This window comes from Streptomyces sp. NPDC007983, from assembly GCF_042958345.1.
GTDB lineage: Bacteria > Actinomycetota > Actinomycetes > Streptomycetales > Streptomycetaceae > Streptomyces.
This window is the reverse complement of record NZ_JBIBJI010000012.1, coordinates 47,691-67,168: the sequence shown is the minus strand read 5'-3', so window position 1 is coordinate 67,168 and position 19,478 is coordinate 47,691. Positions and strand designations below refer to the sequence as shown.

Genomic DNA, 19,478 nt, shown 5'->3' with positions numbered 1-19,478 from the left:
CCGCGTGTCGTACCCCAGGGAACCGGCCATCGGCACACGTATTCTGATCACCATGACGGAGCCGACCCTGCTCGACCTGCTACGGGAACAGCGCACCGGCGCGCTCGTCACCCTCAAGCGCGACGGCCGCCCCCAGCTGTCCAACGTCGCCTACAGCTACGACCCGGCCGAGCGCCTCATCCGCGTCTCGGTCACCGACGACCGCGCCAAGACCCGCAATCTGCGCCGCGATCCGCGCGCGAGCTTCTACGTCACCAGCGGCGACCGCTTCTCCTATCTGGTGGCCGAGGGCGACGCCGAGCTGACCCCGGTGACGACCGACCCCCATGACGCCACCGCCGTTGAGCTGGTCGAGGTCTACCGCGCCATCCAGGGCGACCACCCGGACTGGGAGGAGTTCCGCGCCGCGATGGTGGCCGACCGCCGGCTGGTGGTGCGGCTGCGGGTCGGCCACGCGTACGGCTGGGGCCGCCACACCGGACCGCTCAGCGGCGCGCTCGACTGACCCGGCGCGCCCGGCGCCGTAAGAGGCCACCGGCTTCGTCCCGATACGGTCGGCTTGCCCTGGCAGATTCTCGCTCCGGTTTCACTCACGCACCGCGACCCCCGGCACACCTCTCGGCCGAGCGCTCCTGAATCGATTCGAGCTGCGCTGAACTGTCGTTCGACGAGGCGGCCGCCCGCCCCGCACTCCCCCGGTCCGCACATCAGCCCGCACCCGGTCGACACGCGGCGTTCCCCTGGGCCACACCGTGCACACGCGACAATGAGCCACCGAACGACTACTTGTAGCGACCGGAAGTGCTCGATCAATGTGCGTTCCCGACCCCCGGGGCGTAGAACTCCGTCCGGTATCTGCAAGCACGAGCAAGGGAGTGTTCGATATGCGGAAGTCGACAGGGGCGATCGCCGGTCTCGGTGCCGCGCTGGCCATGAGCGCCGCGCTCGGGCTGGGGGCGAGCGGCACGGCACACGCCGAACCCGCGACGCCGAAGAGCCTGTATCCGCCGTCCGCGCTGGTCCTCAGCGTCGGCTACGGGGACGACGCGTCCTCACTGGCCGTGCAGCGCGCGGTGACGCTGAGCTGTCAGCCCACCCCCACGGGTACCCACCCGGCGCCCGCCCGTGCCTGCGCCGAACTGCGCGCCGCGAACGGCGAGTTCTCCACCCTGACCGAGTCCACCGAGTCCGGCCGGATGTGCACCAAGGAGTGGCGGCCGATCACCGTCACCGCGGAGGGCGTCTGGGACGGTCAGCGGGTGACGTACGAGCACACCTTCGCCAACAACTGCGCCAAGAACGCGGCCGTGACCCAGCTCTTCGAGTTCTGAGCGGGCCGCGCACACCGGGCGGGCCGAGCGAAGAAGGCCCCCGGACACCGTCCACGGGTGTCCGGGGGCCTGTCCCTGCGCGGACGGATCCGCCGGTACGTCAGCCGATCTCGGCGCCGTACGCCTTCAGCGCCTCCGGCACCGGCTGGAAGAACGTCTCGCCGCCCGAGGAGCAGTCACCGCTGCCGCCGGAGGTCAGACCGAGCGCCGTGCCGCCCGCGAAGAGCGCGCCGCCGCTGTCGCCGGGCTCGGCGCAGACGTTGGTCTGGATCAGCCCGCTGACCGAGCCCTCCTGGTAGTTGACGGTCGCGTCGAGGCCGGTGACCTCGCCGTCGTGCACCTGGGTGGTGGAGCCGCTGCGGGTCACCTTCTGGCCGACGGTGGCCTCACCGGCCTTGGAGATGGCCTGGGTGTCGCCGTCGTAGAGGTCCACCGCGCTCGGATGCGGCACGTCCTTGGTGTACTTGACCAGGCCGTAGTCGTTGCCGGGGAAGTCGCTACTCTCGTTGGCCCCGATCTCGTCACCGTCCTGCGAGTCGGACCAGCTCTTGATGGACTCGGTGCAGTGCCCGGCGGTCAGGAAGTACGGCTGACCGTCCTTGACCACGTTGAACCCCAGCGAGCAGCGCCCGCCGCCGCCCCAGATGGCGTCGCCGCCCGCGAGGAAGGTGGAGAACTTACCGGCCGAGCGCTTCACCTCGACCTTGTCGCCCAGGCTCTTGGCGACCTTGCCGAGGGTGGCCATCCGGCTGCCCTTGACGCTGCTGTCCGCGGTGACGACGACCTTGTTGGCTCTGGGGTCGACCGACCACGAGGTGCCGGGAATGGTCGCCTTGTCCTTCAGGGTGGAACTCGCCTGCCTCAGCTGGGCCAGCGTGTGCTCGACCACCTTGGCCTCGGCGCCCGCGTCGCGGACCCGCTCGGCGGCGGCCTTGTTCACCACGTTGACCACGAGCTTCTTGGCCTTGGCGTCGTAGTACGAACCGGCCGAGTCGCTCTTGAGCGCCGAGGCGAGGGTGTTCGCGAGCTTGCCCGCGGCGTTCACCGACAGCGTGTGGGGCTGCGGCTCGGCGGGGGCGGCGTTGGCGTTCTGCAGGGTGAGGGCGGCGGCGACCAGAGCCACGGCTCCGGTCCCGGCGATGGCGGCACGGCGCTTGGGTATGCGGCGGTGCTTCAACTCTCGGTCCTCCAGTGGGGGGTTGGGCCGTGAGGCAGTGGGGTGCCCGGCCCGGAGGGCGTACGGCACGGGGCGCGCCTGCCCGTGCGGGAGCGCGTCCATGCCAAATTGCGCCGCCGAGTATTCCCAGCGCCGCCGGGGCGCACAAGACCGCGTTCACGTCATCTGCGTGAAATTTAGAGAGCGTCGATCCTCATATCCGGACATGACGGTGCCCGCGCACCCCAAACGGGCACGCGGGCACGGGCTGATGGGATCAGCGGGTCACCGCTCCACGGCACGGCCCGGTTCGCGCTCCGTCAGCGTGGGGACGCCCGGAGCGGCCGGGGCCGCCGCCTCCTCCCTGATGGCGGGCGGGATCTCCGGCCCGGCGGGCTCCGGCTCCTCGGCGGCGCCGGCCTGCTCCTTCTGCTCCTTCTGCTTCTTGGCGCCGCCGTCCGCCCGGGCCGCCTCCTGGGGCTGCTGGCCCCGCTCCAGGAAGCGCAGCAGCTCCACCGGTATCGGCAGGACCAGCGTGGAGTTCTTCTCGGCGGCGACCGCCATCACCGTCTGCAGCAGCCGCAGCTGGAGGGCGGACGGGGTCGCGGACATCTGCGCGGCGGCCTCGGAGAGCTTCTTCGACGCCTGCAGCTCCGCGTCCGCGTTGATCACCCGGGCCCGGCGCTCCCGGTCGGCCTCCGCCTGGCGGGCCATCGACCGCTTCATGGTCTCCGGCAGCGACACGTCCTTGATCTCGACGCGGTCGATGTGGACGCCCCAGCCGACGGCCGGGCTGTCGATCATCAGCTCCAGCCCCTGGTTGAGCTTCTCCCGGTTGGAGAGCAGATCGTCCAGATCGCTCTTGCCGATGATCGAACGCAGCGAGGTCTGGGCCATCTGGGAGACCGCGAAGCGGTAGTCCTCGACCGCGATGATCGCCTCGGCCGGGTCCACGACCTTGAAGTAGACGACCGCGTCGACCCGCACGGTCACATTGTCGCGGGTGATCCCCTCCTGCCCGGGCACGGGCATCGTCACGATCTGCATGTTCACCTTGCGGAGCCGGTCGAAGGCCGGAGCGATCATGGTGAAGCCGGGCCCCCGGATATCCTGACGGAGCCTTCCGAGCCGGAAGACCACCCCCCGCTCGTACTGCTTGACCACGCGGGCCGCCGCCATGGCGCAGACGACACCGATACAGGCCAGGATCACCACCACTGTCACGAGTGCATCGAGCATCACGGCCACCTGCCGTCCGTATCGCGAACGATGCCCCACCTGGGGTATCAATGTCCACGATAGCCCTACTCCGCCCGGCCCAGGAGGGCGGCGGACAACCCGGCAGCCCCCGCCCGGAATGCCCGGGCGGGGGCGCGCGTCAGGTGGTGCGACAGCCGTGTCCGTATGTCTTTAGTAGACGCTCACGCCGTACGCGTTCAGCGCCTCGACGACCGGCTGGAAGAACGTGGTGCCACCGGAGGAGCAGTCACCGCTGCCACCGGAGGTGAGACCGAGGGCGGTGGAACCGGCGTAGAGGGGGCCGCCGCTGTCGCCGGGCTCGGCGCAGACGGTGGTCTGGATCATGCCGTACACGATGTCGCCGTTGCCGTAGTTGACGGTGGCGTTCAGCGCGGTGACCCGGCCACTGTGGATGCCGGTGGTGCTGCCGCGCCGGGTGACCGTCTGGCCCACGGTCGGGTTGGCGGCACTGGTGATGTCCTGGCTGCCGACCGTGCCCTGCGGGGTGACCGAGCCGCTGTACCGGACCAGGCCGTAGTCGTTGGTCGGGAAGCTGGAGCCGGACGTCGGGCCGATGGTGGTGGAGTGCCCGGAGTTCGACCACCAGGTGCCCGCGCCGTCGGTGCAGTGACCCGCGGTGACGAAGTAGTTCGCCCCGCTGCTGTTGCGTACGTTGAAGCCGAGCGAGCAGCGCCAGCTACTCGCGTAGATGGCGTCGCCGCCGGAGATCAGCTTCTGGATCTTGCCCGGGGTGCGCTTGACCTCGATCGCGTCGGCGTTGGTGCCCGCCGCGTCCTTGATCTTGGCTATCTCGCTCTGGGAGACGGTGCTGTCGGCGGTGACGACCAGGCCGCCCGTCGCCTTGTCGACATACCAGGCGGTGCCCGCGACATCGGCGTTCAGCACGGCCGCGCTCGCCGACTTGGTCTCGGCCGTGCTGAAGGTGCGGGTCGCGTCGTTCCCCGCGTAGGCGGCGGGAGCGGCGAGCGCCGCCCCGGTCACCAGAGCCGACGTGGCGGCGAGGAGTGCGATGCGTCTCGCCCGGGTGCCGTGGGGGGTAGTGGTGCGCTTGATCCTCAACTCTTCCTCCGAGGGAATCGGGGGTCTGCTTGGGTGGGCAGGCCCGTGAGGCGCAGTCAGCGAGCACACCGGACGGCTATTCCGACGTGCTCCTGACAAGCGCTGCCCGGAAGTATTCGCGGCCACGGCCGGAAAGGGCAAGAGGACAATTCGGAAAACCACCGGGCACACGCCACATGGCCCCGGCGCCTTTCGGCCGCTGGGGCGGTGCGCCCGTCCCCTCGGGCACGTGGTGAGACGAGCGCGACGGCGGCCGGGTTCCACTTCGGCCCCGCTCCGGTGGCCCCGCCCCCGTACGACCGGCTCCGGTACCGCTTATTCCGGGGCGTCCGGACGGGAAAGCCCCAGATGGTCGCGGAGGGTGCGGCCGGTGTACGCGGTGCGGAAGACGCCCCGTTCCTGGAGCAGCGGAACCACCCGGTCCACGAACTCGTCGAGCCCGCCGGGGGTCAGATGCGGCACCAGGATGAAGCCGTCGGCGGCCTCGTCCCGTACAAAACGCGCCATCTCCCCGGCAACCGCATCCGGGGTGCCGATGAACGACTGCCGTCCGGTCGTCTCGATGACGGTCTCCCGGATGGAGAGCCCCTTCTCCTCCGACAGCGCCCGCCACTTGGCGGCGAGCGCCAGTGGATCGGCGTGCCGCACCCGGCCCTGGACGAGCTGGGAGCCGGGGTCCGGGTCGATCTCCGGAAGGGGACCATCCGGGTCGTATCCGGACAGGTCGACGCCCCAGACCTGCTCCAGGGCGAGAATCGCGTTCTGCGGCGAGACCTGCTGCCGCCGGATCGCGGCGGCCTTCTCCTGGGCGTCGGCGGCGGTGTCGCCGATGACGAAGGTCACCCCGGGCATGATCTTCAGATCGCCGGGCGCCCGGCCGTACGCCGCCAGCCGCCGCTTGACGTCGGCGTAGAAGGCGCGGCCCGCCTCCAGGGTGCCGTGCCGGGTGAAGATGATGTCGGCGGCGGAGGCCGCGAACTCCCGGCCCTCGTCGGAGTCCCCGGCCTGGATCACCACCGGATGGCCCTGCGGGGAGCGCGGTACGCCGAACCGGCCCTCGATGTCGAACTGCTCGCCCCGGTGCGCGAACGGGCGCGGCGAACCGCCCTCCGGCCAGGAGTCCCACAGCTCGCGCGCGGCGGCGACGAACTCGGCGGCCCGGGTGTAGCGGTCGGCCCGGTCGAGGTAGCCGCCGCGCCGGAAGTTCTCGCCGGTGAACGCGTCGGAGGAGGTGACGACGTTCCAGGCCGCGCGGCCCCCGCTGAGGTGGTCGAGCGAGGCGAGGCGGCGGGCGAGTTCGTACGGCTCGTTGAAGGTCGCGTTGACGGTGGCGGCCAGGCCGAGCCGGTCGGTGACGGCGGCGAGCGCGTTCAGCACGGTGATCGACTCGGGCCTGCCGACCACGTCGAGGTCGTGGACGCGGCCGCCGTGCTCGCGCAGCCGCAGCCCCTCGGCGAGGAAGAAGAAGTCGAACAGACCGCGCTCGGCGGTGCGCGCCAGATGGTCGAAGGAGCTGAAGTCGATCTGGCTGCCGGACCTCGGATCCGTCCACACCGTGGTGTTGTTGACGCCGGGGAAATGCGCGGCCAGATGGAGCTGCCGGGGCTGCTGTCGATCGTTCACCGGGCTGCCTCCCTCGCGAGGGCGTAACGGTTGGCCGGGCGCGGCCGCCCCAGGTGCTCACGGAGCGTCGTACCGGGATAGAAGGTGCGGAACAGCCCGCGGTGCTGGAGCAGCGCGACCGTGCCGTTGACGAATCGCTCCAGGTCGCGGTGCGGGACGGCGGGAGTGATGTGGAAGCCGTCCACGGCCCGGGCGTCATGCCATCCGGCGATCAGGTCCGCGAGGTCGACCGGGCCCCCGCGGTACAGCGGCGCAGCGCCGTCCCGGGCGGTCAGCGGGCCCCGGGCGGAGTCGGCTTCGCCGTCGCCCAGGTCCACCGCGAGGGCGGCGAGCACGGTGAGCGCGGCGGGGTCCCGGCCGTACGCCGCCGCGCGGCGGCGCAATTCGTCCCGGGCCCGGCCCGCCGCCTCCGGGTGGGTGGCCCGTATCCAGGCGATGTCGGCGTGGCGGGCCGCGGTGTCCCAGGTCACCGGGTCGGTGGCGGCGACGGCGACCACCGGGTGGCCCTGCGGCGGCCGGGGCACGATGGCCGGTCCGCGCACCCGGAAGCCGGCGCCCTCGTAGTCGACGTAGTGCAGCTTGTCGCGGTCGATGAAGCGGCCGGTGGCGGTGTCGCGGATCTCCGCGTCGTCCTCCCAGCTGTCCCACAGCCGGGCGGAGACATCGGCCACCTCGCCCGCCTCGGCCCAGAGTTCGGGGGCGGGGGCGGCGGGGCGGCGGCCCACCAGCCGCGCCTCCGCCTCGGTGGCCGACACCTCGACGGTCCAGCCCGCACGGCCGCGGCTCACCCAGTCCAGAGTGGCCACGGCGGACGAGACGTGGAACGGCTCGGTGTGGGTGGTGGTGACGGTCGGCACCAGGCCGATCCGCTCGGTGGCGGGCGCGACGCGCGCGAGGACGGCGAGCGCGTCGAGCCTGCCCTGCCCGTCCCCCGGCGGGCCGAACGTGTCGTCCAGGGTGACGAAGTCGAGCGTGCCGCGCTCGGCGAGCCGCGCCAGCTCGATGTAGTACGGCGCCGCGTACTGGCCGGCGCCGTCGATGGCGGCGGCCAGATGCAGGGGGCCGGTGGGTGTGGCCATGGGTTCGGGGCCCTTCCTCGGTCGGGGGATGCTCACGACGTGGGCAGACCGCGCGGGTTGATCTCGGACTTCTTCACGGCCTCGCCGGCGAGCCCCCAGCGCTTCAGCACCCGGGCGTACGAGCCGTCCTGGATGATGTGGTCGATGGCGGCGGCGTACGCGTCGACCAGTCCGCTGCCCTTCTTGGTGGTGGCCGCGATCTTGCCCTGCACCAGGTCGCCACCGCCGGAGAGCGTGCCGATGATCTGGGTCTGACCGGCCGAGGCCACGTGGTAGGCGGCGGTGGGGTGGGGGCCGAGATAGGCGTCGATGCGCCCGGACTGGAGGGCGAGGTAGTAGTCGGTGTCCTTCTGGAAGTACTTGATGTCCACGGGCTTGCGGCCCGCCTTCTGGTTCTCCTTGCTCCAGTCGACGAGGATCTTCTCCTGGTTGGTGCCGGAGGAGACGGAGATGGTCCTGCCCGCCACGTCCTTGGAGCCCTTGATCCGCCACGAGGTGCCCTTCTTGGCCTCGAAGGCGAGGTTGTCCAGCCGGTAGGTCGCGAAGTCGTACTTCTGCTTGCGCTCCTCGGTGACGGTGACGTTGGAGAAGACGGCGTCGAACTTGGAGCTGTCCAGGCCGACGAAGAGGTTCTCCCAGGAGACCGCGTCGAAGGCGACCTTGAGCCCGAGGGTGTCGGCGACCAGGGTGGCGAGGTCGATCTCGACGCCGATCCGGGTCTTGTCGTCGGTCGCGTAGAAGCCGAGCGGCGGCGAGGCGTCGGCGCTGCCGCCGATGCGCAGCGTGCCGCGGCGGCGGATCGCCTCGGGCACCTTGGCCGCGATCGCGTCGACCTTCGTGCCTCTGATCCGGTGCTGCTGGGGGCTGACGTTGAAACCGGCGCCCTTCTTGCCGTCGGCGCCCACCGTCTGCTGGGCGTCACCGTCGCCGCAGGCGCTGAGCAGGGCGGTGGCGGGGACGGCGGCGAGGGCGGCGGCGAGGAGGGTGCGGCGGCTGGTCACGGGGGCGCTCCTTGAGTACATGGGGTGTTTCACGCGGCCTTGTTCACAGGACCTTGGAGAGGAACGCCTTGGTGCGTGTCTCCCGGGGGTGGTCGAGCACTTCGGCGGGCGGTCCCTGCTCGACGATCCGGCCGTCGTCCATGAAGACGACGGTGTCGGCGACCTCGCGGGCGAAGCCGATCTCATGGGTGACGACGATCATCGTGGTGCCCTGGTCGGCCAGGTCCTTGATGACGTCGAGGACCTCACCGACCAGCTCCGGGTCGAGGGCGGAGGTCGGCTCGTCGAACAGCAGCAGCTCCGGCTCCACGGCCAGCGCGCGGGCGATGGCCACCCGCTGCTGCTGCCCGCCGGAGAGCTGCCGGGGGTACGCGGACGCCTTGTCCGCGAGGCCGACCCGGGCGAGCAGCCGCTCCGCGCTCTCCACCGCCTGCTTCCTGGGACGGCGCAGGGCGGATATCGGGGCCTCGATGATGTTTTCCAGCACGGTCAGATGCGGGAAGAGGTTGAAGTTCTGGAAGACGAAGCCGATCCGGGTGCGCTGCTTGAGGATGTCGCGTTCGCGCAGCTCGTACAGCTTGTCGTGCCGCTTGCGGTAGCCGACCAGCGAACCGGCGACGCTGATCCAGCCGCTGTCGACCTTCTCCAGGTGGTTGATGGCACGCAGCAGCGTGGACTTGCCGGAACCGGACGGGCCGAGCACGACGGCCACTTCCCCGGCGCGCACCTCCAGGTCGATGCCGCGCAGCACCTCCAGCGACCCGAAGCTCTTGTGGACGGAACGGACGTCGACCATGGCGGTCATCGGGTGGCTCCCCGGGAGAAGTGGCGCTCGACGTAGTACTGGGCGATCGAGAGCAGCGTGGTCAGGATGATGTACCAGACGGTCGCGACCATCAGGAGCGGCACGACGCGGCCGTTGCGCCCGTAGACGACCTGCACCTGGTAGAAGAGTTCGCCGATCGCCATGACGGAGACGATCGAGGTGCCCTTGAAGAGGGAGATGACCTCGTTCGCGGCGTTCGGCAGGATCGAGCGCATCGCCTGCGGCAGCACCACGCGGCGCAGTTGCCGCAGCCGGGGGATGCCGAGGGCGGCGGCCGCCTCCAGCTGTCCGGCGTCGACGGCGAGGACACCGCCGCGCACGATCTCGGCCGCGTACGCCGCCTGGTGCAGGGCGAGTCCGAGGACGGCCGCGCTCATCGCGCCGACGAGTCCGGCGGTGTCGAAGGAGAAGAAGCCGGGCCCGAACGGGATGCCGAAGTCGAGCCGCTTGTAGAGGTAGGTGAGGTTGAACCAGAAGAGCAGCTGGACGATGAGCGGGATGGAGCGGAACGCCCAGATGTAGGTGAAGGCGACCGACTTCAGGAACGGGCTCCTGGAGAGCCGCATGAAGGCGAGCACGATGCCGAGGGCGAAGCCGAGCGCGGTGCCGTAGAACGTCAGCTGGATGGTGATCCAGACGGCCTTGAGGATCGTCTCGGTGGTGAAGAAGTCGGCGAAGACGTCCCATTCCCAGCCGGGGTTGGTGATCAGGCCGTGCGCGAACTGGGCGACCAGGACGGCCGTCACGGCGACGGCGACCCAGCGCCAGGGGTGGCGTACGGGCACGACCGTGAGCGCGGAGTAGTCCTCGGGCGCGGCCCGTTCGGACGCTTTGCGGAGAGGTGGATCGGAGGTCAGAGACACGGGAGGTCCTTGGAGGAAGGGGGAAGCGGGGTTCAGGGGCTGAGGTACGGGCTCAGGCGGTGAGCGCGGCGCGACAGGACAGGTCGCGCAGCGCGAGCAGCAGGGCCCGCGCGGTCGCGTCGTTCTGCCGGAACGCGGGGGCGTTGGTACGGGGCCGGGCGAAGGCGCCGGAGGAGCGGCCGTCGGTGTGCGGGCCGAGCGCGAAGCGGCGCGGGTGGGGGCGGCCGTTCCGGTCCAGGATCCGGGCGTCGTCGGGGCTGACGGCGAGCAGTCCGGCGGGGGTGGCGGCCGCGCCGTCCCGGTGGAGGGCGCGCAGCAGCGGATCGCGGGAGCGGCGCACGGTCGGCTCCGGCAGCCGGGCCTCGACCAGGGCGCGGGCCTCGACCTGAGTGCCGGGGACGTTCGCGCCGCCCGCCTGGAACACCCCGCGCCGGGGATCGGTGGTCACGGTCATCCCGGCGCCGAGGAACCGGACGACCCCGGCGCGGGAGAGCGCGAGGAGCTGTTCGAGGCGCGGGCCGGGCGGTCCGGAGGCGAGGTGGCTGAAGAAGCCGTGCCACCAGCCACCGTCGCCGAGGTCGCCGAGCCGGGTGAGCTGGCCGTAGACGGAGAGCAGGGCGAGGAAGACGGCCAGGTCGGTGCTGTGCGCGGGGTCGTGGCGGCGGGCGAGATCGGCCTCGATGTAGCCGCGCAGGCCCTCCTGGAGGGCGTCGGGTCCGGGGTGGCGCAGCCCGTCGAGCGGATGGTCGAGGGCGTCGAGATCAAGCCGGTCGGCCGGGTCGGGGACGGTGGCGGCCACCAGGGCGCGCAGTTCGGCGCTGCCGGGCGGGCAGGCGGCGTACCGCTCCTCGAAGTCGGCCCAGTCGGCGGCCGTACGCTCCGGGTGGACGGTGAACAGCCGGTGGTAGTGGGCGAATCCGAGTTCCTTGTCGATCAGCGGCCGGATGTCGCGCCGGAAGTCGGGCGGTGTGGGGCGCCGCAGCAGCTGGTCGACCTGGGCGGGGCCGAAGAAGCGGGGTACGGGCGGCCGTTCGCCGGTCAGGCCGTAGCCGATCTTGGCGTGGTACGGGACGCCACGGCGCGAGCCGACGTACAGCACGGGTTCGCGCCCGGAGGGCCGGTAGACCGGCCGCCCGCCGGGCCCGTGGTCGTACCGTCCGCCGCGTCCCTCGGTGAGCAGCACCATGAGGTCGACGAAGGCGAGGCCGAAGCCGCGGACGATGACCGGCTCGCCGGGCCGCAGCCGGTTCAGCTCGCTGTCGGCGGTGAACTCGGGCGGCAGATGCACCAGCTGGTGCTCGGCCGCGAAGGCGGACAGCGCCCGCTGTTCGGGGTCGGGCTCGGCGTCGAGATGACCGAGGGCGAAGACGACGGCGTCGGCGAGGAGCGGGGTGGCGCGCCCTTCCAGCCACACCTGCTGGCGTCCGTCGCGCGGTCCGGTGACCCGTACGGCACGGCAACGGTGCTCCTGGACGGTGACGCCGGGCGGCAGGGCGGCCACCGACCGCTCGTACACCCAGCGCAGATAGGCGCTCTGCAGCCGTCGGGTGGCGAAGCTGCGGCCGGTCAGCGAGGTGGCCTCGGCGACGGCTTCGGGCGGCAGGGCGGCCAGTTCACCGGCGGGCAGCGCGCCGCGGCGCACGCGGTCGGCCCACTCGGCGAGGGAGGGGCCGGGGCGGACCGGGCCGTCCCGTTCCACCGACTCGTCGGTGAACATGGTGACGTCCTCGGCCATGGAGTTCATCCACAGCAGCGGGGACTGGTCGGGGCGCCAGACGCGGCCGCCGCCGGGCGGATGCGGGTCGACCAGGTGCAGGGTGAACGGGGCCGCGGCGGTGTGGAGTTCGGGCGCGTTGGCGGCGATCCGCTCCACGAGCCCGGTGGCGCGCGGGCCCGCGCCGACGATGACGACGGCGTGCGGCGATGGGGAAGGGAGGTCCGGGGTGGCGGACATGCGAAGGCTCCGTGAGTTCGTGAAGGAACACACGCGTTGCCCGCACACACTTCGGCCGCGCCCCTCAGCACGGCATGGGGCCGAGGTTAAGGCGTGGCCACGGCCCGTTGTCAAGACTGTCCACACTGTGAGCGGGGTGTCTCGCCACGGTTGACGCGGAACCGGAAGGCTGCTCCACTTACCCCATGCATTCATGGCAGCGACTGGTCACGCGCGACCACATCGACTTCGGTCGGGTGTGGTCGTCGTCCTGTTCGGGCTGACTCCGCCCGCCTCCGCTGCCCCTTCGGCTTCGAGGTTTCGGGCTTCGCCCGCCCGCCGGCCGTGCCGGTGTGGCCGCTCACGTCCGCGTCGTCACGCGTCTTCGCCCGCCTTCACACACGCTTCAGCGCTTCGCGCTTCCCCTCGCGCACGGCCTGTTTCGGAGCGTCGGCTAGCAGCCGCAATCGCAGCCGCAGTCACAACCGTCACAGCAGTTACCGCAGCAGTCACCACAGTTGCTGCAGCAGTCACAGCAATCACAACAGTCCGAGCAGTCATCGCACTTGTGGCACCAGCCCTCGCGCGGCTGCCCCGACCACGGGTCGTGGTACGGATCCCGGCAGCACACCTGGCAGGTGCAGAAGAGCCCGGCCCATACCGCGCACCCGGCCATCAGCCCGCGCCGCCTGCCCCGGTCCGGCGGCTCGGGCGGCGTGCCGCCGGGGCCACCGCCGGGCCCGTGCGGCGTGATCCACGGCGACTGCGGCGGCGGCGCGCCCTGGGACGACTCCGGGGCGTCCGCGGTCTGCCCGGTGTGGGTACAGGCGGTGGTGCCGAACGCCCGGTCCACCGCGCGCGGCAGCTCGTGCGCCAGCAGCACATGGGCGAGCTTGCCGGACCCCTTCCCGGCGAACGCGACGTCCTGGAGCGCGAGCCGCACCCCCTGCACCGCGTCGTCGCACAGCCGCCGCACCTCGGCGAGGTCCGCGCCGGTGGCCGTGATCGGGTTCCAGGCACCCGTCTCGGCGTCCTCGGCGATGTCCTCGACCGCGTCCAGCAGATGCGCGAGCCTGCCGAAGAGCCGTCCCGCCTCCTCCAGCGGCGCCCGGTTGCCGGGCTTTCCGGCCAGTACGGCGGTGTGGCCGAAAGCCGCGGCGGTCGCGGTCTCGGTCGGCTCGGTGACCGTCAGCAGCGAGGTACCGGCACCCGCCATCTCCTCGATCCCCTGCTGCCGTCCGACCGCGTCCAGCAGCACCGCCGTGTCGAAGCCGATCTCGGCACCGCTGCGGGCGCCCGCCCGGTCCCACCGCCCGGCCACCCGGCGGGCGGCCGCGGCGACCGGCCGCCGGGCCAACACCCCGTCACCGTCCGCCACATGGTCCCGCACCTTGGCGGAGGCCAGCACCAGCGAGACGGTCGCCGCGAGCCGGGCGCCCTCGCCCCGGGCCACCGACGCGGTGCGCATCCCGCGCAGCGGACACGGCCCCGCAGTGCGCCGCCGGCTGTCGGGGCGACCGGCCTGAGCCTCCACCAGAACCGATATGACCAGCCCGTCGTAGTTGGTAGCCATGCGGGCGAACTGACCGTGGTCACCGCGCAGCGCGAGGCACAGCCCGCACAGATGCGCCATCCATTCCGTCCGGAGATTTTGCGACAGCCGGTGCCGACAAGGCCGGATAATGCCAAACAAAACTTTCCCCGTTCACCCGTACGTCCCCGGTGTCACCCGTCCGGCCTGCGGAGTCTACCCAGCGCACCGTCAGCCCCCGTCATCAGGCGTGACCCTGATATGGCGCCAAACGTTGTGCACCGGTAACGTCACAAATCCGCTGTGCGGCCGCAATCCACGTGGCACATCATCCGCATCATGGACGACCATAGAGGGGCGGACAGTACACACCGTTAAGAGGAGAGGAGGCGTCCATGGGATCGGTGCGCAAGGCGAGCGCTTGGCTTGGCCTCGTCGACGACAGCGATGACGAGCGCTACTACGACGACGACTACGCCGAGGGACCCGAGCCCGGCGACTCCTGGGTGACCGACCCGCGGGTGCGGGTGGCCGACCAGGCCGCACAGGACCAGGGCACGCGGATCGCGACGGTCACCCCGGACGGATTCCGGGACGCCCGCGGAATCGGTGAGATGTTCCGGGAGGGCATCCCGGTCATCGTCAACCTGACGACCATGGAGCCCGCCGACGCCAAGCGCGTGGTGGACTTCGCCGCCGGACTGACGTTCGGGCTCCGCGGCTCCATCGAGCGCGTCGCCAACCGCGTCTTCCTCCTCACCCCCGCCGACTACCAGATCGTCAGCGGGGAGCCCAGCCGCAGGGTCGGCGGCTTCTTCAACCAGAGCTAGGGCGTGTCCGCAAAGTCGCGTCGGATCAGCCCGCGGCGTCAGGGGGCACCTCCCAGCGGTAGCTGGGGGCGCGTGCGATCGCAAGGCGGAGGGTCGTCCTCGTAGTGGGCCTACTCGGACGCGCCCGACAACGCAGCGAGCGTGCGTGCCAGGCGTCGCGGGCCCGGCGGGACTTTGCGGACACGCCCTGGCCTCGGCGAGGCGGCTCACCGGAAAGCGTCGAGACCGGTGAGCGCCTTGCCGAGCACCAGTTGGTGCATTTCGACGGTGCCCTCGTAGGTGAGCACCGATTCCAGATTCGTCGCGTGCCGCATCACCGGATATTCCAGTGAGATCCCGTTGGCGCCCAGGATGGTCCGGGCCGTGCGGCAGATCTCGATCGCCTCGCGCACGTTGTTCAGCTTGCCGAAGCTGACCTGCTCCGGCCGCAGCCGCCCCGCGTCCATCCGCCGCCCGAGATGATGGGCGAGCAGCACGCCCTTGTGCAGTTCCACCGCCATGTCGGCGAGCTTGGCCTGGGTGAGCTGGAAGCCCCCGATGGGCCGCCCGAACTGCTCCCGGCTCCGGGCGTACTCCAGCGCCGACGCGAAGGACGAGCGCGCCGCGCCCAGCGCGCCCCAGATGATGCCGTAGCGGGCGTGGCTCAGACAGGACAGCGGTCCGCGCAGCCCGGTGACCTCGGGCAGTACGGCGTCGGCGGGCAGCCGCACCTCGTCCAGGACCAGTTCGCTGGTGACCGAGGCGCGCAGCGACCACTTGTGCTTGATCTCGGGGGCGGAGAAGCCGGGCGTATCGGTGGGGACGGCGAAGCCGCGGATGCCCTCGTCGGTGCGGGCCCACACCACCGCGACCCCGGCCACCGAGCCATTGGTGATCCACATCTTACGGCCGGTCAGCACCCAGTCCGTGCCGTCCCGCTTGGCGTACGTGCGCATGCCGGCCGGGTCGGAGCCGTGGTCCGGTTCGGTCAGCCCGAAGCAGCCGATGACCTCGCCGGCGGCCATGCGCGGCAGCCACCGCTGCTTCTGCTCCTCGGAACCGAAGCGGTGGATGGCGTACATGGCGAGCGAGCCCTGCACCGAGACCAGGGAGCGGATGCCGGAGTCGGCGGCCTCCAGCTCCAGGCAGGCCAGCCCGTACTGGACGGCGCTGGCGCCCGTGCAGCCGTAGCCGGTGAGGGACATGCCGAGCGCGCCGAGGGAGCCGAGTTCGCGGGTCAGCTCGCGGATGCCGGGGAGTTCGCCGCGCTCGTACCAGTCGGCGATGTGGGGCAGGACGCGGTCGGCGGCCCATTGCCGCACGGTGGCCCGGACCGCCAGGTCCTCCGGCTCCAGCAGGTCGTCGATGCCCAGCGGGTCGTCGGGGTCGAACGGCGGCAGGGTGCCAGCGGACATGAGCAGCGACCTCCGGTTCGGTGTGGCCTTACGGCCGCTGACGCTACGGCCGGGTAACGCCCGCCGTCCAGACCGTGTGGATCAGCGGGGCACGGCGCCCGGGGAGAGGCGCCGTCAGCTTCCGGACTCGGCGCCGACGGCGGCGGCGGGATCGCGGCGCGGCGGGGCGCCCGACGCGCAGGTGGCTTCCGGGGCTCCGGGGACGTTCGCGGACCCGGCGGAAGCCGTGCCGTCCGAGCCCTCTGTGCCGCCCGTGCCGCCGGAGCCGCCCGTGCCGCCCGTGCTGTCCGTGTCGTCTTCGTCGGCGGGCGCGCACTCCATGGTCTTCGGCAGCCGCAGCGCGGCCACCGCGCCCAGCAGCAGCAGACCGGCGCTGACCGCGAGCGTCACGTGCAGACCGTGGACGAAGGACGCGCGGGCCGCGGCGAGCAGCGCGGCTCCGGGCTTCCCGCCGAGATGGGCGGAGACGTCGTACGCCGCGCCCAGCGACTGGCTCGCGGCGGAGCTGGCCCGGTCGGGCACCCCGGCCACCGAGGAGACGCCCGGCTTGTAGGCGGCGTTCATGACGCTGCCCAGGAAGGCTATGCCGATCCCGGCGCCGAGCTGGTAGGAGGTCTCGCCGATGGCGGCGGCACCGCCCGCCGACTTGGCGGAGGCCTCGTTGAGCATGGACTCGTACGCGCTGAACAGCGTGGTCTCCAGGCCGAAGCCGAGGACGACGAAGCTGATCACGAGCACCGCGGGCCGGTCGGACTGGCCCATGACGGTGAGCGAAAGGACTCCGGCGGCGGTGAGCACGAAGCCGAGCGCCACCATCGCGCGGGGGCCGAGCCGCTGGAGCATCCGGGAGCCGACGAGCCCGGCGGCCATGGCGGCGAAGGTGAGCGGCAGCAGCCTCAGCCCGGTCTCCAGCGGGGTGAGCCCGAGGACGAGCTGGAGGTACTGCGCTGCTATCAGCTCCAGGCCCACGAGCGCGAGCAGGGCGACCACGATGCAGCCGACGGAGATCGAGAAGGCGGGCCGGGCGAACAGTTTGAGGTCCACCAGCGGATGCGTACGGCGCCGCTGGCGGCGGACGAAGAGGACCAGCACCACCAACCCGAACAGGACCGGGGCGGCCGTGGGGGCGTCCAGCGGCCCCGCGCCGCTGCCCATCCTCTTCACTCCGAAGACCAGGCAGAACAGCCCACAGGCGGCCATGAGCGCGCCCAGCACGTCCCAGGGGCCGTCCCGGTCGCCGGTGGACTCCGGCAGCAGCCAGCGGCCGACGGGCAGCGCCACGGCCATCAGCGGGAGGTTGACCAGGAAGACCGAGCCCCACCAGAAGTTCTCGACCAGGAAGCCGCCGAGCAGCGGGCCGACCGCCGCGCCGACCGCCGCGACCGCGCTCCAGATGCCGATGGCCAGGGCACGCTCCCGGCGGTCGGGGAAGACCTGGCGCAGGATCGACAGCGTCGCGGGCATGATCATCGCGCCGCCGACGCCCAGCAGGGCGCGGGCCACGATGAGGATCTGGGGGGTGGCGGCGAAGGCCGCGAGCGCCGAGGCGGCGCCGAAGAACGCGTAGCCGAGCAGCAGCACCCGGCGGCGGCCGACCCGGTCGCCGAGGGTGCCGAAGAGGATCAGCAGCGAGGCGCAGACCAGGGGGTAGGCGTCCACGATCCACAGCAGCTCGATCGCGCCGGGCCGCAGGTCCTCGGTCACGGCCGGAACCGCGACGTGCAGCACGGTCGCGTCCACGGCGACGAGCAGCAGGCTGACGCAGAGCACGAGGAGGACGATCCAGCGGTTCGCGCCGCCGCCCGCCTCGGTACCGCGCCATTGCCGGGGAACGGCCGCCGTCCGCCGAGTGCGGGCCGTGGTCGTCCCGGACATGTACGCACCTCCCTGGTCTTGCGCTCGCGTCGCGCCGGGACGGGACGAACGTCACTTCGTAGGGACGTGCGGCGGCCCGGCGGCGAAGGCACGAGTGGAGAGGTCAGGGTACGCGAGTCGCCGCGCGGGGCGTGTGCCGCAGGTCATGTTGTGGGCATCACCGCAGGCCAGGTCGGTGGAATACGTTCCGCCGCTCCCCTTTTGTCCGCCGTCCCTCTTCCGTCCCTCTTCCGTCCCTCTCCCGTCCGTCCCCTGTACGCCGACCGTCCGCCGGCGGTCCCCCGGCCGTCCTCCCGTCGGCCGCCGGCTGTTCGTCCGCCGGTTGTCCACAGGCCCGGCGGGCCCCGGAATCATCCTCGATAATCGTCGCCGTGACTGATCTCGCCCAAGCCGACACCGCGCCGCCCGGCGCCGGGCTGCCGGGCGGCGTGGCGCTCGCCGCGCTGCGCCGGGCCGCCCCGGCGCTGCTGCTGTATGCCGGGACGCGCGCGCTCGGCCTCGTGGTTCTCGCGGGTTGGGGGGCGGTCGCGGGCAAGAGTCCACACCAGCTCCTCACGGCCCGATGGGACTCGCTCTGGTACTCCCGCATCGCCGAGGAGGGATACGGCTACACGATCCATCTGGCCGATGGATCGGTCCATTCCAACCTGGCGTTCTTCCCGCTGCTCCCCGGGCTGGAGCGCGCCATATCGGCCGTGACGCCGCTCAGCGCGCCGGACGCGGGGCTGGCCGTGAGTTCGATCACCTCGCTGCTGGCCGCGTGGGGCATCTTCGCGGTCGGCGATCTGGTGTACGGGCGCCGGGTGGGGATCGCGCTGGTGGTGCTGTGGGGGGTGCTGCCGGTCGGGATCGTGCAGTCGATGGCGTATTCGGAGTCGCTCTTCACGGCGCTGGCCGCCTGGTCGGTGTATGCGGTGCTCACCCGGCGCTGGGTGTGGGCGGGGGTCCTCGCGGCGCTCGCGGGGCTCACCCGGCCGGTGGGCGCGGCGGTGGTCGCCGCGGTGTGGATCACGGCGGCGGTGGAGCTGCTGCCCGGCGAGCGGTGGCGGCGCGCGTTCCATACCCACCGGCGCGCCCTGGCCGGGGTGGCACTCGCGCCGCTGGGCTGGCTGGGCTATGTGGTCTGGGTGGCGGTGCGGACCGACAGCCTCACCGGGTACTTCGACGTCCAGAACGGCTGGGGGAACGGATTCGACGGCGGGCTGGCCTTCGCGGCCTTCATCGGCGGGCTGTTGGTGCATCCGCCGTTCATCGCCGGGATCGCGCTGCTGCTCGGCCTGACCGCGCTGCTCTGGCTGTACGTGGCGTGCGTACGGCAGCGCCAGCCGCTGCCGCTGCTGGTGTACAGCGGCTCGGTGCTGGTCCTCGCGCTGGCCGCGAAGGGGTATTTCGGCTCCAAGCCGCGGCTGTTGATACCCGCCTTCCCGGTGCTGATCCCGCTCGCGATCGCCCTGGTCCGGCTGCGTCCGGCGCGCAGCGCGCTGGTCCTGGGCTCGGTGGGGCTGGCCTCCGCGGCGTACGGGGCGTGGTGGCTGCACGGCTCGGGGCCGCCGTGATCCGGCCGCCCGGTCCGGCCGGGCGGCGGGCCGCCGGCCCCGGCGACGGGAGCCCGGCTGTCGCCCGGGCGACGCCCCGGGAAACGGTGAGGAACGCCACGGCCAATCGCCGATAAACACCCCTGTAAGAATTCCATAAAGAGATCCCGGATCGCTGATAG

The 19,478-nt window shown here is 71.9% G+C and carries 16 protein-coding genes; 4 read left to right on the top strand and 12 right to left on the bottom strand.

The features are described from left to right. Window positions 1-52 precede the first annotated feature (52 nt). Window positions 53-505, top strand: a complete 453-nt coding sequence (locus ACFZCY_RS30600; RefSeq protein ID WP_391180359.1) for a TIGR03618 family F420-dependent PPOX class oxidoreductase — start codon at window positions 53-55, stop codon at window positions 503-505. 379 nt (window positions 506-884) lie between these two features. After that, window positions 885-1,331, top strand: coding sequence for an SSI family serine proteinase inhibitor (locus tag ACFZCY_RS30595; RefSeq protein WP_391180355.1), 447 nt, complete (start codon window positions 885-887; stop codon window positions 1,329-1,331). Window positions 1,332-1,431: 100 nt separating this feature from the next. On the opposite strand, the gene ACFZCY_RS30590 is transcribed toward ACFZCY_RS30595, so the two are convergent. From ACFZCY_RS30590 to ACFZCY_RS30545, 10 genes are all read right to left on the bottom strand, one after another. Then, window positions 1,432-2,508, bottom strand: coding sequence for an alpha-lytic protease prodomain-containing protein (locus ACFZCY_RS30590; protein WP_391180352.1), 1,077 nt, complete (start codon window positions 2,506-2,508; stop codon window positions 1,432-1,434). A 264-nt stretch (window positions 2,509-2,772) separates the two neighbouring features. After that, a complete protein-coding gene (locus ACFZCY_RS30585; RefSeq protein WP_391180350.1) occupies window positions 2,773-3,726 on the bottom strand; it encodes an SPFH domain-containing protein in 954 nt (317 codons plus the stop codon). Window positions 3,727-3,897: 171 nt separating this feature from the next. Further along, window positions 3,898-4,806 (bottom strand): trypsin-like serine protease, encoded by a 909-nt coding sequence (locus ACFZCY_RS30580; RefSeq protein WP_391180348.1) that lies wholly within the window; start codon window positions 4,804-4,806, stop codon window positions 3,898-3,900. A gap of 315 nt (window positions 4,807-5,121) precedes the next feature. Beyond that, a complete protein-coding gene (locus ACFZCY_RS30575) occupies window positions 5,122-6,429 on the bottom strand; it encodes an NtaA/DmoA family FMN-dependent monooxygenase (RefSeq protein WP_391180345.1) in 1,308 nt (435 codons plus the stop codon). After that, window positions 6,426-7,508, bottom strand: a complete 1,083-nt coding sequence (locus ACFZCY_RS30570; protein WP_391180343.1) for an LLM class flavin-dependent oxidoreductase — start codon at window positions 7,506-7,508, stop codon at window positions 6,426-6,428. The genes ACFZCY_RS30575 and ACFZCY_RS30570 overlap by 4 nt, the downstream gene beginning before the upstream one ends. Window positions 7,509-7,540: 32 nt before the next feature. After that, entirely contained in the window at window positions 7,541-8,530 is a 990-nt protein-coding gene (locus ACFZCY_RS30565; RefSeq protein ID WP_391180340.1) for a transporter substrate-binding domain-containing protein, read from the bottom strand. Window positions 8,531-8,552: 22 nt separating this feature from the next. Further along, entirely contained in the window at window positions 8,553-9,305 is a 753-nt protein-coding gene (locus ACFZCY_RS30560; protein ID WP_391180763.1) for an ATP-binding cassette domain-containing protein, read from the bottom strand. Between the two features lie 5 nt (window positions 9,306-9,310). Then, the gene (locus ACFZCY_RS30555) at window positions 9,311-10,198 is read right to left on the bottom strand and encodes an ABC transporter permease subunit (RefSeq protein WP_391180337.1); all 888 of its coding nucleotides are present in this window, start codon (window positions 10,196-10,198) and stop codon (window positions 9,311-9,313) included. 52 nt (window positions 10,199-10,250) lie between these two features. Continuing rightward, window positions 10,251-12,152, bottom strand: a complete 1,902-nt coding sequence (locus tag ACFZCY_RS30550; protein ID WP_391180335.1) for an FAD/NAD(P)-binding protein — start codon at window positions 12,150-12,152, stop codon at window positions 10,251-10,253. A 433-nt stretch (window positions 12,153-12,585) separates the two neighbouring features. Beyond that, window positions 12,586-13,764, bottom strand: coding sequence for a DUF5685 family protein (locus ACFZCY_RS30545; protein ID WP_391180333.1), 1,179 nt, complete (start codon window positions 13,762-13,764; stop codon window positions 12,586-12,588). A gap of 293 nt (window positions 13,765-14,057) precedes the next feature. Between ACFZCY_RS30545 and ACFZCY_RS30540 the strand changes: the two genes are divergently transcribed. Further along, window positions 14,058-14,492, top strand: a complete 435-nt coding sequence (locus tag ACFZCY_RS30540) for a cell division protein SepF (RefSeq protein WP_391180331.1) — start codon at window positions 14,058-14,060, stop codon at window positions 14,490-14,492. Between the two features lie 206 nt (window positions 14,493-14,698). On the opposite strand, the gene ACFZCY_RS30535 is transcribed toward ACFZCY_RS30540, so the two are convergent. Beyond that, window positions 14,699-15,886 carry an acyl-CoA dehydrogenase family protein gene (locus tag ACFZCY_RS30535; RefSeq protein WP_391180329.1) on the bottom strand — a complete coding sequence of 396 codons (1,188 nt, stop codon included), beginning with the start codon at window positions 15,884-15,886 and terminating at the stop codon, window positions 14,699-14,701. Window positions 15,887-16,000: 114 nt separating this feature from the next. After that, on the bottom strand, window positions 16,001-17,761 hold the full coding sequence (locus tag ACFZCY_RS30530) for an MFS transporter (RefSeq protein ID WP_391180326.1): 1,761 nt from the start codon (window positions 17,759-17,761) through the stop codon (window positions 16,001-16,003). A gap of 371 nt (window positions 17,762-18,132) precedes the next feature. On the opposite strand from ACFZCY_RS30530, the gene ACFZCY_RS30525 reads away from it, so the two are divergent. After that, complete coding sequence (locus ACFZCY_RS30525; protein WP_391180324.1) at window positions 18,133-19,317, top strand: hypothetical protein; 1,185 nt, start codon at window positions 18,133-18,135, stop codon at window positions 19,315-19,317. Window positions 19,318-19,478: the final 161 nt, after the last annotated feature.

Coding starts and splice junctions, on each gene's coding strand:
- ACFZCY_RS30545 (WP_391180333.1), bottom strand. CDS start 13,764: ATGGCGCATCTGTGCGGGCTGTGCCTCGCGCTGCGCGGTGACCACGGT.
- ACFZCY_RS30560 (WP_391180763.1), bottom strand. CDS start 9,305: ATGGTCGACGTCCGTTCCGTCCACAAGAGCTTCGGGTCGCTGGAGGTG.
- ACFZCY_RS30570 (WP_391180343.1), bottom strand. CDS start 7,508: ATGGCCACACCCACCGGCCCCCTGCATCTGGCCGCCGCCATCGACGGC.
- ACFZCY_RS30535 (WP_391180329.1), bottom strand. CDS start 15,886: ATGTCCGCTGGCACCCTGCCGCCGTTCGACCCCGACGACCCGCTGGGC.
- ACFZCY_RS30585 (WP_391180350.1), bottom strand. CDS start 3,726: ATGCTCGATGCACTCGTGACAGTGGTGGTGATCCTGGCCTGTATCGGT.
- ACFZCY_RS30565 (WP_391180340.1), bottom strand. CDS start 8,530: ATGTACTCAAGGAGCGCCCCCGTGACCAGCCGCCGCACCCTCCTCGCC.
- ACFZCY_RS30600 (WP_391180359.1), top strand. CDS start 53: ATGACGGAGCCGACCCTGCTCGACCTGCTACGGGAACAGCGCACCGGC.
- ACFZCY_RS30530 (WP_391180326.1), bottom strand. CDS start 17,761: ATGTCCGGGACGACCACGGCCCGCACTCGGCGGACGGCGGCCGTTCCC.
- ACFZCY_RS30595 (WP_391180355.1), top strand. CDS start 885: ATGCGGAAGTCGACAGGGGCGATCGCCGGTCTCGGTGCCGCGCTGGCC.
- ACFZCY_RS30540 (WP_391180331.1), top strand. CDS start 14,058: ATGGGATCGGTGCGCAAGGCGAGCGCTTGGCTTGGCCTCGTCGACGAC.
- ACFZCY_RS30550 (WP_391180335.1), bottom strand. CDS start 12,152: ATGTCCGCCACCCCGGACCTCCCTTCCCCATCGCCGCACGCCGTCGTC.